Origin of the sequence: Providencia sp. Je.9.19, assembly GCF_051129765.1 — a bacterium.
In the GTDB taxonomy this organism is placed as follows: Bacteria; Pseudomonadota; Gammaproteobacteria; order Enterobacterales; family Enterobacteriaceae; genus Providencia.
Window position 1 is genome coordinate 965,902 of sequence record NZ_JBCPSS010000001.1, and the last position, 12,290, is coordinate 978,191.

The 12,290-nt window shown below is 40.3% G+C and carries 20 protein-coding genes and 1 pseudogene; 3 read left to right on the forward strand and 18 right to left on the reverse strand.

The window, feature by feature from the left end; translation table 11 throughout:
* Nucleotides 1-4 precede the first annotated feature (4 nt).
* From AAZR93_RS04505 to AAZR93_RS04525, 5 genes are all read right to left on the reverse strand, one after another.
* Nucleotides 5-1,324 carry a phage portal protein gene (locus tag AAZR93_RS04505; protein WP_434719083.1) on the reverse strand — a complete coding sequence of 440 codons (1,320 nt, stop codon included), beginning with the start codon at nucleotides 1,322-1,324 and terminating at the stop codon, nucleotides 5-7.
* Complete coding sequence (locus AAZR93_RS04510) at nucleotides 1,324-3,054, reverse strand: terminase large subunit (RefSeq protein WP_434719084.1); 1,731 nt, start codon at nucleotides 3,052-3,054, stop codon at nucleotides 1,324-1,326. The genes AAZR93_RS04505 and AAZR93_RS04510 overlap by 1 nt, the downstream gene beginning before the upstream one ends.
* A gap of 3 nt (nucleotides 3,055-3,057) precedes the next feature.
* Complete coding sequence (locus AAZR93_RS04515; RefSeq protein WP_434719085.1) at nucleotides 3,058-3,528, reverse strand: phage terminase small subunit P27 family; 471 nt, start codon at nucleotides 3,526-3,528, stop codon at nucleotides 3,058-3,060.
* A gap of 178 nt (nucleotides 3,529-3,706) precedes the next feature.
* Nucleotides 3,707-4,069 (reverse strand): HNH endonuclease, encoded by a 363-nt coding sequence (locus AAZR93_RS04520; RefSeq protein WP_434719086.1) that lies wholly within the window; start codon nucleotides 4,067-4,069, stop codon nucleotides 3,707-3,709.
* Entirely contained in the window at nucleotides 4,069-4,686 is a 618-nt protein-coding gene (locus tag AAZR93_RS04525; protein ID WP_434719087.1) for a hypothetical protein, read from the reverse strand. The genes AAZR93_RS04520 and AAZR93_RS04525 overlap by 1 nt, the downstream gene beginning before the upstream one ends.
* A gap of 290 nt (nucleotides 4,687-4,976) precedes the next feature.
* On the opposite strand from AAZR93_RS04525, the gene AAZR93_RS04530 reads away from it, so the two are divergent.
* On the forward strand, nucleotides 4,977-5,180 hold the full coding sequence (locus AAZR93_RS04530; RefSeq protein WP_434719088.1) for a KTSC domain-containing protein: 204 nt from the start codon (nucleotides 4,977-4,979) through the stop codon (nucleotides 5,178-5,180).
* 49 nt (nucleotides 5,181-5,229) lie between these two features.
* Here the strand turns inward: AAZR93_RS04530 and AAZR93_RS04535 are convergent, their stop codons facing one another.
* On the reverse strand, nucleotides 5,230-5,418 hold the full coding sequence (locus AAZR93_RS04535) for a hypothetical protein (RefSeq protein ID WP_434719089.1): 189 nt from the start codon (nucleotides 5,416-5,418) through the stop codon (nucleotides 5,230-5,232).
* A gap of 364 nt (nucleotides 5,419-5,782) precedes the next feature.
* Here AAZR93_RS04535 and AAZR93_RS04540 point away from each other — a divergent pair, with 364 nt between their 5' ends.
* Nucleotides 5,783-5,995 carry a KTSC domain-containing protein gene (locus AAZR93_RS04540; protein ID WP_434719090.1) on the forward strand — a complete coding sequence of 71 codons (213 nt, stop codon included), beginning with the start codon at nucleotides 5,783-5,785 and terminating at the stop codon, nucleotides 5,993-5,995.
* A 3-nt stretch (nucleotides 5,996-5,998) separates the two neighbouring features.
* Here AAZR93_RS04540 and AAZR93_RS04545 read toward each other — a convergent pair whose 3' ends face one another.
* Genes AAZR93_RS04545 through AAZR93_RS04560 form a run of 4 tightly spaced genes read right to left on the reverse strand, consistent with a single transcriptional unit; the run spans nucleotide 5,999 to nucleotide 7,791 of the window.
* Nucleotides 5,999-6,532, reverse strand: coding sequence for a hypothetical protein (locus tag AAZR93_RS04545; RefSeq protein ID WP_434719091.1), 534 nt, complete (start codon nucleotides 6,530-6,532; stop codon nucleotides 5,999-6,001).
* A 1-nt stretch (nucleotide 6,533) separates the two neighbouring features.
* The gene (locus AAZR93_RS04550; protein WP_434719092.1) at nucleotides 6,534-7,016 is read right to left on the reverse strand and encodes a TIGR02594 family protein; all 483 of its coding nucleotides are present in this window, start codon (nucleotides 7,014-7,016) and stop codon (nucleotides 6,534-6,536) included.
* Nucleotides 7,013-7,381, reverse strand: a complete 369-nt coding sequence (locus AAZR93_RS04555) for a hypothetical protein (protein ID WP_434719093.1) — start codon at nucleotides 7,379-7,381, stop codon at nucleotides 7,013-7,015. The genes AAZR93_RS04550 and AAZR93_RS04555 overlap by 4 nt, the downstream gene beginning before the upstream one ends.
* Nucleotides 7,381-7,791 (reverse strand): putative holin, encoded by a 411-nt coding sequence (locus AAZR93_RS04560; RefSeq protein WP_434719094.1) that lies wholly within the window; start codon nucleotides 7,789-7,791, stop codon nucleotides 7,381-7,383. Before AAZR93_RS04560 ends, AAZR93_RS04555 begins: the two co-directional genes overlap by 1 nt.
* Before the next feature lie 187 nt (nucleotides 7,792-7,978).
* Between AAZR93_RS04560 and AAZR93_RS04565 the strand changes: the two genes are divergently transcribed.
* The gene (locus AAZR93_RS04565; protein WP_434719633.1) at nucleotides 7,979-8,395 is read left to right on the forward strand and encodes an ECs1072 family phage-associated protein; all 417 of its coding nucleotides are present in this window, start codon (nucleotides 7,979-7,981) and stop codon (nucleotides 8,393-8,395) included.
* Here the strand turns inward: AAZR93_RS04565 and AAZR93_RS04570 are convergent.
* The 8 genes and pseudogenes from AAZR93_RS04570 to AAZR93_RS04605 form a co-directional block, all read right to left on the reverse strand.
* On the reverse strand, nucleotides 8,307-8,564 hold the full coding sequence (locus AAZR93_RS04570) for a hypothetical protein (protein WP_434719658.1): 258 nt from the start codon (nucleotides 8,562-8,564) through the stop codon (nucleotides 8,307-8,309). The genes AAZR93_RS04565 and AAZR93_RS04570 overlap by 89 nt on opposite strands.
* 66 nt (nucleotides 8,565-8,630) lie before the next feature.
* Entirely contained in the window at nucleotides 8,631-8,846 is a 216-nt protein-coding gene (locus AAZR93_RS04575; protein WP_434719095.1) for a hypothetical protein, read from the reverse strand.
* 52 nt (nucleotides 8,847-8,898) lie between these two features.
* Nucleotides 8,899-9,117 (reverse strand): hypothetical protein, encoded by a 219-nt coding sequence (locus AAZR93_RS04580; protein ID WP_434719096.1) that lies wholly within the window; start codon nucleotides 9,115-9,117, stop codon nucleotides 8,899-8,901.
* Nucleotides 9,118-9,342: 225 nt separating this feature from the next.
* Nucleotides 9,343-9,939: a hypothetical protein gene (locus AAZR93_RS04585; RefSeq protein WP_434719097.1), complete on the reverse strand. Its 597-nt coding sequence runs from the start codon at nucleotides 9,937-9,939 to the stop codon at nucleotides 9,343-9,345.
* Nucleotides 9,939-10,274, reverse strand: a complete 336-nt coding sequence (locus tag AAZR93_RS04590; RefSeq protein ID WP_434719098.1) for a hypothetical protein — start codon at nucleotides 10,272-10,274, stop codon at nucleotides 9,939-9,941. The genes AAZR93_RS04585 and AAZR93_RS04590 overlap by 1 nt, the downstream gene beginning before the upstream one ends.
* Before the next feature lie 110 nt (nucleotides 10,275-10,384).
* Nucleotides 10,385-11,050 carry a bacteriophage antitermination protein Q gene (locus tag AAZR93_RS04595; RefSeq protein WP_434719099.1) on the reverse strand — a complete coding sequence of 222 codons (666 nt, stop codon included), beginning with the start codon at nucleotides 11,048-11,050 and terminating at the stop codon, nucleotides 10,385-10,387.
* A gap of 22 nt (nucleotides 11,051-11,072) precedes the next feature.
* Nucleotides 11,073-11,423: pseudogene (locus tag AAZR93_RS04600) on the reverse strand (DUF968 domain-containing protein); the annotation flags it as partial.
* A 184-nt stretch (nucleotides 11,424-11,607) separates the two neighbouring features.
* Nucleotides 11,608-12,276 (reverse strand): phage antirepressor KilAC domain-containing protein, encoded by a 669-nt coding sequence (locus AAZR93_RS04605; RefSeq protein WP_434719100.1) that lies wholly within the window; start codon nucleotides 12,274-12,276, stop codon nucleotides 11,608-11,610.
* Between the last annotated feature and the right edge of the window lie 14 nt (nucleotides 12,277-12,290).

Below are 12,290 nucleotides of genomic sequence, written 5' to 3' on the forward strand. Positions count from 1 at the left end.
CAATTTACTCCTCGGGTTGAGGTTTGGTGGGTGTTGCTGGGTTGCTTTCGGGGAATAACCAGTTAGCCAACTGGGCTTTAAGCTTTTCAGATTCAGTACCAGTATTCTCTTTACCCAACTGATCTATAGGGGTTAAGTTAAGTTGAACAGTATAAATATCACCGCCATCAATAGGGGGTAAATTTTCCAGTCGCCGAACATCGTTGCGACTCATCCAACCATTTTGTAGTGAAGTAGTATAATAACTGGCGCGACCTGCACTATCAGCCCTGAGTAATCCTTCAACAGAGAATTCAGCATAATAATCATCATCACCACTTAATAAGCAACGACTAATTTCTTGCTCAATATTCACAAGTAGTGGCCTTAGTGTATTGGTAAGAAACTGCATGTTCATCCCTTCAACACTAGCCCCCCAACTGCTTTGTTTATCCATATGACCCACCATGAAGGGCGGAACGCGAAACCAGCGGCAAATTTCTTCAATGCTAAAGGTTCGACTTTCAAGCATTTGAGCGGCTTCGGGATTCATAGTGACATTGTTGTATTTCATCCCTCCTTCAAGAACCATCATTTTCCCGGCGTTTTTTGAACCGACAAAACTTAAAAGGTACTTTCTAATTCGTTCACGTTGCTCGTCATTAAGGGATAAGTCTGATGATAAAAATCCCGAGCTTTGTAAACCATTCTCAAAAATTTTAGCTGCAGATTCTTCAACTGATAAAGCAGAACCAATCACATCTCTCCCCATTTGAACAGGGATCATTCCGCAAATGCCATCCATACCAAAACCACGAATATGCATCATATGCTTTAAATCAATATTTCTTTTTTTCTGCGTCAGCGGGTCGGTATATTGGTACTCGAGCATTCCGTTTTCATCACTACGCTTCACAACCATGTTTTGGGGTAATAAAGGATGTAAAGCAACTAGCTTAGACCCTATGTATTTTTTTTCTATGAAGCTATTGCCTCTCAAGCACAAACTGGCCACAACCATTAACATAAACCGAGATGGTGTCATTTCAATGTTGGGTTGCTTACAAAGCAAGCGATGAACAGGGTGATCTTTTGCCAAACTTCTAGAGCCATCATTTTCACTCTTGTAAATTTTTATTGGAAGCGTTGATATCGACTCGCTAAGCAACCTCACGCAAGCCCAAACAGCAGAAAGCTGCATAGCTTTATCTGCAGTAACAATTTTCCCACTACTACTTGCTCCGCTCCACTCCTGCCAAAAACCGCCATTGGTTAGCGATATTGGTACGCCCAACCAGTTAAGAAGCGCACTTTTTATGCGCCCCGGTTCCTTGTTATGTTTCATCAGATACCTACTATGATTGGGTTGTCTATAAATCCTGAGATATCAGGGGTATCATTTCCACCACCCACCAATTGACGGCTTTTTGCAGTAAATAACGCAACCGGCCCATCAATTTTGTTTTCAGCGGTAGATTTATTCGGGAAGATATTTTCGTTTTTATCAGGTTTAACTGTGACGTTAGATAACATCCACGTCATCATGGGGTTGTGATCATGATGAAATTTACCCGAATACACATCAGCCTGAACACTTTTCATCGCTTCTGACATGTTTTTCACTGTCTGTGCGACTTCTACCAGCGGCACACCTTCTTCGGCTAGTCGGCGAGAAAATTGCACTGCGCTCCATGGGTCAAAGCCCAATTCACGCACTTCGTCACCTTCACACCATTTAAGAATGTCATCTTTGATAATATCATGATCAATAACTTCACCATCAGTGAGCTCTAGGTGTCCCATCTTCGCCCACTTGCGATAAAGTTCCGCAATATGTTTGGGGGCTGTTTCAATGCGCTCTTCAGGTATCCAAAATTTGCACTTGATATGCGTTTTACCTTGATTGTCCTCGTACATTTTGATTGCGGCGGCAACGTCAATTTTGCTGGCCAAGTCCACACCCACCCAAACAGGGTAATTTTTCAACTCATCATCGGGCGCATTGACGGGGCATTTTTCCCACTTACCCATATCCATCCAAACCGATTCGGCATTTACCCACTTATTTAAATGCTTAGTTAGAAAGTTAGGCCGTGCAGCAACTTGCTCTTTAGCTTTTTTAGCTAGCCGGCGCATATCATCAAATCGCTTACAGACACCTAGTCCCGGATTGGCTTTTATCCAAACCGATTCATCAAAATCATCATCTTTCTCATCAAGGGTATAAATGATCGCGAAAAACGTATCATCCTCGACAACACCCGTGAGCACTTTGATTGCGTAATCTCTGAGCTCATAACAAATACCCTCTTTATTAAATCCCGAGGTAGTTATGGCAAAAAGAAGAGATTGCAAACGTGCACCAGTTGCGGTTTCAAGCACATCCCACACATCACGGGTTTTGTGTGCATGCAGCTCGTCGACAATACCGCAGTGAATATTCAAGCCATCGAGGTTATTGGCATCACTGGAAAGCGGCTCAAATTTAGAAGCGGTTCGCTCCTGGTATATGGCGAGTTTGTTGTAATCAAATAGGCGTCCAAGTGTCGCTTTGGCCTTTTTAATCATGTTCTTTGCATCTTCAAACACAATTCGTGCCTGATCGCGAGTCGTCGCGGCTGAATAAACTTCAGCCCCACCCTCACCATCAGCGCCTGTCATGTATAAACCGATACCACTAGAAAGGGTTGATTTGGCATTTTTACGGGCCACTTCATTAAATGCCGTTCTGAATCGGCGAACAAGCACCGTATCACCATCATCATCAAGAACCTGCTCACCGGTGAGCTCATCAATCAATGGAATAGCAAAGCCAAAGATATTAATCAGTATAAAAGTATGCCAAGGCATTAAATCAATGGGTTTTCCTGCTAATGCCCCTTTGACGTGAGGGATAAAATTATAAAAATCGAGTATGTGCTGTGCGCGTTCTTCAATGAAGTAGATGCCACGCTCAGGGCCATGCTCTAAATCATTTAAAAACCGTTGGCACGATAAACGCACCAATTCGCACGCAACAATTTCTCCAGCGACGACCTGTTCGGCGTACTGAATTCCATCTGTTACGGTTGCCATTCATCATTTGCGCTTCAAAAATGCCTCGAAAGGATCTTCTTCGGCAGGTGTATTTATAGTGACCTTGGTGCGGGCCGCTGGAGTCATACCGAATTCGCTTAACATCGTACGAATACGCTTCCACGCATCTGCTTTCATTGCAGCAGCTGGGTGTGCTTTTTTCAACTTATCGCCCATCGCGGAAATCACTTCATAGGTATAACCTTCTTCATCAAGCGTTTCGCAGTGATGCCGATACTCAACGTAGGCCTCAACGAGCATTTCTAATGCTTTTGCATCGAGCGTGCTCATTACACCTAATGCATTTAATTCTTCCCCCATCCGCTTAAACCAATACTTCCCCCGCTTATCAAAATACTTCGGTGTTGGGGGAACCCCTGATGGGGGTTTTGGCTCTTTTTTATTGATGGGTCTTTTTGATGGGTTACCCCTCACCAATTGCAAGTGTGACGGGGTTTTAGGTGGTCCAGCCATGATAGGTACCTCCTATTAATAATTGCTTGGGGGAACCCCAAAAAAAGTTTTCTAACCTGCGGCGATATAACAAAAGGTAAGGCGGCGGTACTTTAGGGCAAGAGTGGTAGAGATTTTGCCCGCCCCTCCCTACTATTGATAATCATTATCATTTGCGTGACTATTTAAAATAACCGTTTTATTTCAATTGGTTATGATTTCGCTCTGTTGCCGTCTTGCGTCTATGGCATGGCCAACACAATGACTGGAGATTACTATCGTCATCAGTACCACCATGCGCTTTAGGTTTGATGTGGTCGACTGTCTTGGCTTCTACTGCCAGCCCTTGGTTTAAGTGGTCTTGGCACAGATACTTATCACGCTTTAGCACTCGTTCGCGTATCTTATCCCACTTAGATCCATAACCACGCTGATGTCGGCTCTTGCCTTGCTGGTGGGATTCCCAGCCTGTATTCATGTGCTCATCACAATAACCACTGCGATCTATTGTTGTCTTGCTACAGCCATGTTTACGGCAAGCACGCGGTATGCGAGGTGGCATTACAACCACCCAGACTTAGCCGATTGAATATCAGCCCGAATCTGTTCAATAGCGCTAGCATTAGCCATCTCAAAACTAGCTTGCGTATGCTGTATAGCTGTAATAGAAGCCTGCAATTGATTAAAGTTAGCCTCGACCTGTTGCTTATACTTATCGAACTCAGACTCTTCATGAGATATTGATTCGCTAATACTTGCAATAGTAGCTTTAGCCGCTTTGCTTAGTGGTACAGCTTCTAACCTATCAACATAGACAACGCCGCCAACTTCACTAACATCAAGCTTAGCCATAGCGGATGATTGCTCGTGGTTATCATTAATACCTGTGGTTATTTCAAACCGCGCTTGCTCAGCACCTCTTCTAGCGCCTTCTTTTGCAGCTTTTTGCATGGCATCGCTAATGGTTGTCGATGTTATGAATGCGCTATTAATAAACACCTGTCCGTCATTAACGCCAAAGTATGGATCAATAACAAACCCACCTTTCGCTGGCTCCTTCAGTCCTGTTCTGACCATCAGCCCAGCAATGCGTTTTAGCTGTGCTTCTAGCTTATCTAAATCAGTACTATCGACTGATATCTTTATAGATAGGGTGGCTATTTCTTTTTTATTTGGCATAACTGTCTCCACAAATGAAAAAGCCACCAGTGATTAGCTGATGGCTATGAGTATCTAGCAGATGAAGTGCTAACTCAAACCTAAAACACGAGAGCGATAATTATTCAAATGTCAAACAAATTCATATTTAACGTATGGTTATTTGCAATAAATCAAACCAATGTCACATTTTACTGAAAACACCTTAGAAGAGTGACATCATTTACTAAGAGCGTGATCTGCGCTCGCATTCTTAAGAGAAACAGCTCTATATCGTCAATACTCTTACGATTTAAATGAAGGCAATTGCGATGTTTAAATATCATGTCGACTCACCCAGTATCTGCTCCATAGGCTATGATGACCAATCTAGAGTACTTGAAGTGACTTATCACACAAAGGGCACCTATCAATATAGAAACGTCCCTATGATCACTTATCAACGATTATCTGCCGCTAAGAATAAACAATTGTATATGAAGCGATTTGTAGATGATAATTATCTAATAATTTAGGTAACTAATATTGCCGCTCTATGAATGACGTTTGTAAAACTTTATAAAATTAATGCTGCTGATTAGCTGGTGACAGCTCACCCTCCTCAAACCATGCGTTCACCGCTCGACCATCCGCTGATAAGTAATGGACATAATATTGATTAGCATCGTTCTGATATTCAGCGCGGCCTTTGACTTGTCGCTTTTCACCACTGATGGTTGCTTGTACAACCTGACCTAATTCATGTTTAAACATATTGTTTTCCTTGGATGATATATTCGCGAATAATGCTTACATTTAAATACAGTTTATTGACCGAAATATAATTTAATCTTACTTTCAATTAACAAAATATTAACTAACTTAATCTAAATTCACTACAATCCTTGCCTACTAAAAAAAAGATTTACCCCACTGCAAAAATATCACACACAGCAATGCAGTGTTTGGCCTCACTATCATGGGGCTATTTTTTTATTATTAAAAAGCCCTGATTTCTCAGAGGCTCGAACTTACGTTAAAGCTTTCTTAAATGATGCCGACAATTAACTTGTAACGATGAAATTTATAACCCTCATTTATAGCCCCCTAATTGGCTATTTTTATTGGATTGATTCAAATGCATAAGTCATATATAAACTCACCTACTGTTCATTCAGCTGCCTACAACCATGAGACTAAAACTCTCTACATTGGCTATCACCACACAAGCACAGATAAATATGCAGATGTTCCTTTTATAATATATCAAAGGCTAATAACCTCTTATGCGCCACAAAAATACATAGACCGTCGTATTGTTAATAAGTATGACTCAGTTAAAATGAGTTAGCTTTTATTGCCGTTGTTGTTCAATTTCTCGTATTGCTCTAAACCGTGCATTACCACCATCTATCGTTGATATCAGAGGGTCAATCCAAAGTGCCGCTTGACAATACGTTATCTTGCTGGAGGTAATGGCACTATCATGGGTTGGGTCAATGTTTCCGGTATCGGCGTGCATTGCGCTGGAACGTAGCTCTTTTGCGTAGTTGTACAGCCTGTTACCAATATCATCAGGAATATACAAATCACAGGTAGGCTCTTTTTGGAGTATTTTTCGATACTCGATAACTCTATTTTCTGAATTCGCATCAGTGGTAATTCCATAACGATAGGCCGTGGTAGATATTTGGTTGAAGCGATTGAATTCAAATGATTGCTTAGCTATAGCTTCGGATTGTTTGGCGTTATCACTTTCCAATTGAACATTATCTTTTTTCAGTGAAATGTAATCATCCTTTAAGTTCCCGTAATCATGCATTACCCAACCAAGCCAAGCAATGAGGATCAAACAAGCACTCGCTAATACTTTAGTTAGCGAATTCATATCACGACTCTTTTACTGACAAAGCAGCGTCACCAATTGGTAGCGGTCTGCTATCGATTTCCACACCTTCGGGATAACAGTAACCAGTTACACGGTCTGTTTTGAATGCTTTAATGTTAACAGCATCAGATTGATTACCACCCAATACCAATAATGAGCCTGATTCTGTTTTGCCAACAACGAAACCGACATGACCGCCTCCATCACGAGAGAAAGTAACAATGCAACCGTATTTGGGTTCGGATAGCTTTACGCCATAATTCAGGTATGAACGAGAAGAATCAGAGCGAGTTGAGCGAATACCAGCGCGCTCTAACATGGCATTGACGAAGCCAGCACACCAAGGAACTTTTCTCGCAGTGCCAACCAACCCGCGCAGCTTGCTATCAATCCACATCTGATCTACAGCTTTCGAGCCTGAATCGGTATGCTCAGATACGCCAATTTCTTTTTTAGCCTCAATTAACCATTTAGGTTCTGTCATTTCTTCACCATAAAAGTAAAAGGCCGCTTCATGAGCAACCAGATTGATTTGAGTCGAGCGATTAATTTACTAATAACCACTACCGACATGATGTTGCCGCCAGCGGAGAAAATGACGACAAAAAATACACCATCAAATAACACGTCTGAAGGCGCTGATATTCGCCCTCCGTATATCGTTTCCCCTATCTGACAAACCCAACAAATAATTAAAATGGCACCAACTACCGAATCTCTGCTTTTTTCATAACGGCAAAGAAATACCGTCACCGCTGAAGTAAGCATGAACGAAATATCAGCCGCATCCCATGGGTGTAATTCAATCCAATCAACTAACTGGCTTATACTGCAAAAGAAGGTATCCATTAGTTGCCCCCTTTTCGCCAATCTTTAATGGCTTGTACGATACCGCTAAAGTTTTTGTCTATGGATGCAGCGATACGGCTAAACAGCTTTCTGAGGTTGTCTTTATTTGCTGCCAGCACTAGCACGGGTATTAATAAAGCAGATATCACAATCGCTGTTATTTTTGAGCTAATATCCCATCCCCATACTTGAGCAATAAACTCAGACGCTTCTTTAGCAATGAGTATCCCCGCACCAAGCGCCAGAATAAAATGCAGTATCTTTCGCCGGTTATTATCTTTAGATGCAATGACGGAAGCAGACGCGCCAATGATAGCTCCCAGCACGACACCATAATCGGCACCAATAAGGAACCCACCCATAGCACCGCCGCCAGCAGCACCTAGGGTTATCCCTAATGATGTGCTCATAAATTATTTATTCTCTTAAAGTAATAGAAAGCCACCAGCTATAGCAGCTAGTGTGATTGATGAATTTAATTGATATTTAAGTTAAGTTAGAGGTTCAGCCCTATGTGACTTACCGAAGGGATGGCTGATTAACTTCGGTGTGAGAATACTGATGAATGACTATGAGCAATTGTTTCTCATGATAAAAATGAGAGTATGTAGAAATAGTAAAGAGCCAGATTCAATACTAGAGCGGAAAAACAACTATCGAACCGACCAGCTTTGGCACCGAATTGAGCAAATTTTTATCCTTGAATGCCTATTAGCTGATTATCGGAGTAAGAATGGCTCCCTTTACTCTCCGTTAGAAAACGAAAAAGCCTTGCACCACTTAATATTAAGCAAAACAGGCTGGGCACTAAATGACATTCGAAAGTTGTCACTTAACGATAGCATGCTGATAATTGCTAGAGAATTACGAAAAGAGAATATTCCCACTGATGCTCAAACATTCTTAAATGGGATGAAATTACCTGTTAAACCTTATCCACTCGATGACTTTCCAGATACGGATTGGGCACCCAAGGAAGACTCGAAGCTCCTACAAACGGGTGTTTATCTATAACATCTAATTCGTTTTCAATTTCTTTAAGCTGCTCAAGTAGGGTAGCTTTTTCTTTTTGAAGCTTATTGTATCGAGCAACAAACAAGCTCTGCTGTAGTAGCCAATCTTCAAGCTCTAAGCTATTAAGGGTGTTATTGACAAAATAAGGCTTATCATCTTTCTTACTCATAACTACCTCTCTTAAACAGAAAAGGCCACCAAAGTGACCTTAAATAAATAATATTTATATCAACAATTAAGACACTACAGTCCATACAAAGTCGTCACTGTGTAGTTTGTGTGAGCCATAATAAATTTTGTAATCTACACCTAATAATGATGCCCTTAATTCTGCTTGAGTCTCTGTCGCATGAACGCTATCTAAATGCCATGGTTCATACTTGACTACTCCCCAGCCCAAAACCCAACCTTCATTATCTGGATCTGGCACTAAGTTATTATCTACAAACATTTCTATCTCCTTTGTTGGGTACCCAGAGATAGATTATTGTATTTACTGTTAACTAGCCAATGACTTTAACTGAAATTTCTACTGTGTCACTATCGCAATAAGTGGTCACAACAGTTACCTCTTGCGAAATGCAATCAACATTGTATTTTTTGTTAAATTCAGCAACCGACTTGCCACTAAAGGTATCTTTAATAAGTAATTTCCCTTGCTGATATACCTCAAATGAAATAGAGCCATTAAGCTTTAAGGCTGTGACTTGGATTGCTTTCACTTAATACCTCTCTTAAATAGAAAGCCACCAGCAACGTCATTGCAGTAATTAAACATGTTGATAGTGATTTGTGGTGGCTATATACGAAAAAAGACCACACAATACGCAGCCTTAATTCATTATTAGAATATTTTGTTTTTCGAAATGGCTTTATTGGAAAATGTATTGAAAGAGTCTTATTAAAGTTTCCTAACGCACATGTACCGATATTTTGAATAATCCTTGCTACTTATTATCTATAATCATTTTATTTACTGCCGCACCATCAGCCATTATTTCATTGATTGTTTTATCATTATTTCTTACTAGAAATGCGGACTCCAAACTAGATGCTGCTTCATGATTAATTTCCTTGGCTTGCTGGTTTATATGATTAGTCATTTCATTTGCCTTTTTTAACGAGTCAAGATCAGCGCATACACTACCATTTTCGGCAACAAGCCCATCTGGTTCTGGTAATTTCTCTCTGGTATTAATAGATTCCATCAAGCCAATTAAGCCCTGCATCATTTGCTTTGAGTTAAGAGACCTAGAGTCAGTGGATACTTTCATTCCATTGCTATCTTTCATAATGGTTGTTGGTATGCATTGATCTAAGTCAATTGATTTTTGTGAAAAAAACCATCCAACAATAGAGATAACTATTAGTATTAACCCTGCAATGGCTGGTAAAAGACCTATTAACTTATCATGCCAAAGAAAAAATATCCCCAATCCCGTAAGAAGAAATGATAACAACAATAGAATTATTAAATAAATCTGACTCTTTGCAGGATTTAATGATAACTTAGTTTCCAAGTAGGCCTTTAAATTAGAGTCCATTACTTTTCCCCTGATATTGTAATGGTTCCATCAATATTTCTCATAGGGGCGAAGTATGGGTAATTATCATACATTGCTTTATTTCTTGAATTAAAAAGCTTTATAACTTTTAATATTTCATTTGAATAATATGTTAATGTCTTGTCATCAATAAAACAATTTATAAGCTCAAACCTCGTTGTACTTATATAAAGGCTGCAGAGGTCGAATCTGCAACCAATAAATCTATAACCGTCTAAAGTTAAGTCTTTCTGATTATACCATAACCCATTAACATCAATCAGACCATCAGCCGGGACGATGCCCGCCAAACCTACATTACTCTCAATCGCCATTTGATGCTCCTAACTCTACAAAAAAACCTCACAATGTGAAGTTATAAACAATTATGGCAATATACCAAATTAGTGTTAAATATGGCTTATTTTGTTCGGTTTTGCAAGTATTATGATGTTAAATTGCAAGAATGTGACTCATTTCTAATATTTGAAACCGACAACAAAACCTCACGATCTATTCGTTCTACAATAGAAACCAACATAGTCCAATGATCCCGATATATCTCTGACCATGTTGACTTACTGACACCGACTAATTTTGCTAACGCTGTATCGGTATATTTATCAAGTGTTAGTATTTCCCCAAACCTTGAAGCGGTATCTTGTGCTGCTAACCATACCAATTGCATTAATCTGGCCGTTACCTTTTTAGTGATCCGTTTCCCTGATAGTGAGGATTTAAACTGTTCCCACACGTAATTACATATTTCTACTTGGTGGTTATAATTCAAGTCATAAGCATAACAGTACATCAACCATGCCTTATGGGCTTCATCTAGCTTATTAACAGCGCGACGCCACGAACTAAGACAGAATGTTATTTCCTCTATTGGTGGCATCGGTGATTTACTTACTCGTGTTTCGCTACATTTAACAGGATCGGACTCGCGCATTGATCCAGTACTATCACGCATTTTATTTCTTTTGAATCGACTTGTTCTTACTAATGCTGCACCTTGAAACGCATCTAATTGCCCTTTAGTTCCTCCGTGAATATTGGCTAATGCTAAGGTTACATTTGCTCGAAGATATTCTAAATATTGGTAATTCATTCCATTATCTCCTGCTGTCGCATTAACCGAAAACACCTAGCGCCGCTGAACGGTCTAGAAATTTAAATAATAAAATTATTTGGCTTCCATGCTCGCTTTCCCATCCCTTTTGGTCATCATGTAGGTTTCTGTGGTGAATTCTACATAGAGGAATAGAGAACAAATCATGGGATTTAGTCGCCATACCGCCCTGTCCGTGACCAATAATATGATGCGCATCATCAGCAATAGATCCGCATATACAACACGGCTGAGACTTAACCCACTGTAGGTATTTCGTGCTTTCCCAGCGCTTAAGTTTTGGCTTTAGCATTAGGCTTGCTGGTGGCTCGGGATCAATAGTTAAATTTAGTACCGGTTTCAATACTTCAATATCACTCAACTCGTTGCTGAAGAAAGAAGGTGAAAGAGAGATAGGCCCTACTGATTTATCGGTTAAATGCTCTGGTACCGGAATAATCAACATACGGCCATTAAACTTATGAAGTTCGCTCACTCCTGGTCTAAATATTACTAGCCCTAATTCTGGTACCATATTTGCGGTGAGTATCGAGGCTTTATGCATATGCTTTGTGCTCCATCCACTGACCTGCAACCCAATTAACACCCTTTGCTGTAAATTTAGCTTGGGTGAATGCATAGTCAGTACCTTGAGTTACACCTGTTTTCACTTCAAAGCGTCCGGCCTCTAGATGCTGCTGGTAGGGTGTCATTACATTGTTAAGCCGATACATGATTTTCTTATCGAGCAAAAAGCCTCTAAATTCTGGTTCTTTGATATCAAGTAATTTACATACCTGCCTAAATGTCATGGCGCCAGTCGCTTTCACATAGCGATCAACGAATTCAATTTTAGGTGCGGCTTCAACTAACTTATTTTCTAGTTGTTGCTTTTGCTCTTCCAGATCTGCCGCTAAGCGCAGGGCTTCTGAAAATGTTGTCGGTACCAATTGTTGGTTTTCTAACTCTTGCCATCTGTCCACCAGCCTTGCCGTGAATGTTGGTGATAACTGAGCAACGACAACATAACTATCACGCTTATTTAAATGGTAAACCTGTACTGTCTGATTTTGATGATTTCTGACTTCCCCCAATGGGGGAAGTTGAATTACGCCTCGTGCTGCAAGCCTTTCTATCGATTGCTTCACTTTGTCATGCCGAGATTCAACTAAATCTGATATTTCAGCACTCGACATTGTTAGTGTTTTTACTGTTAATTGGCTCATGTTATTACTCCACA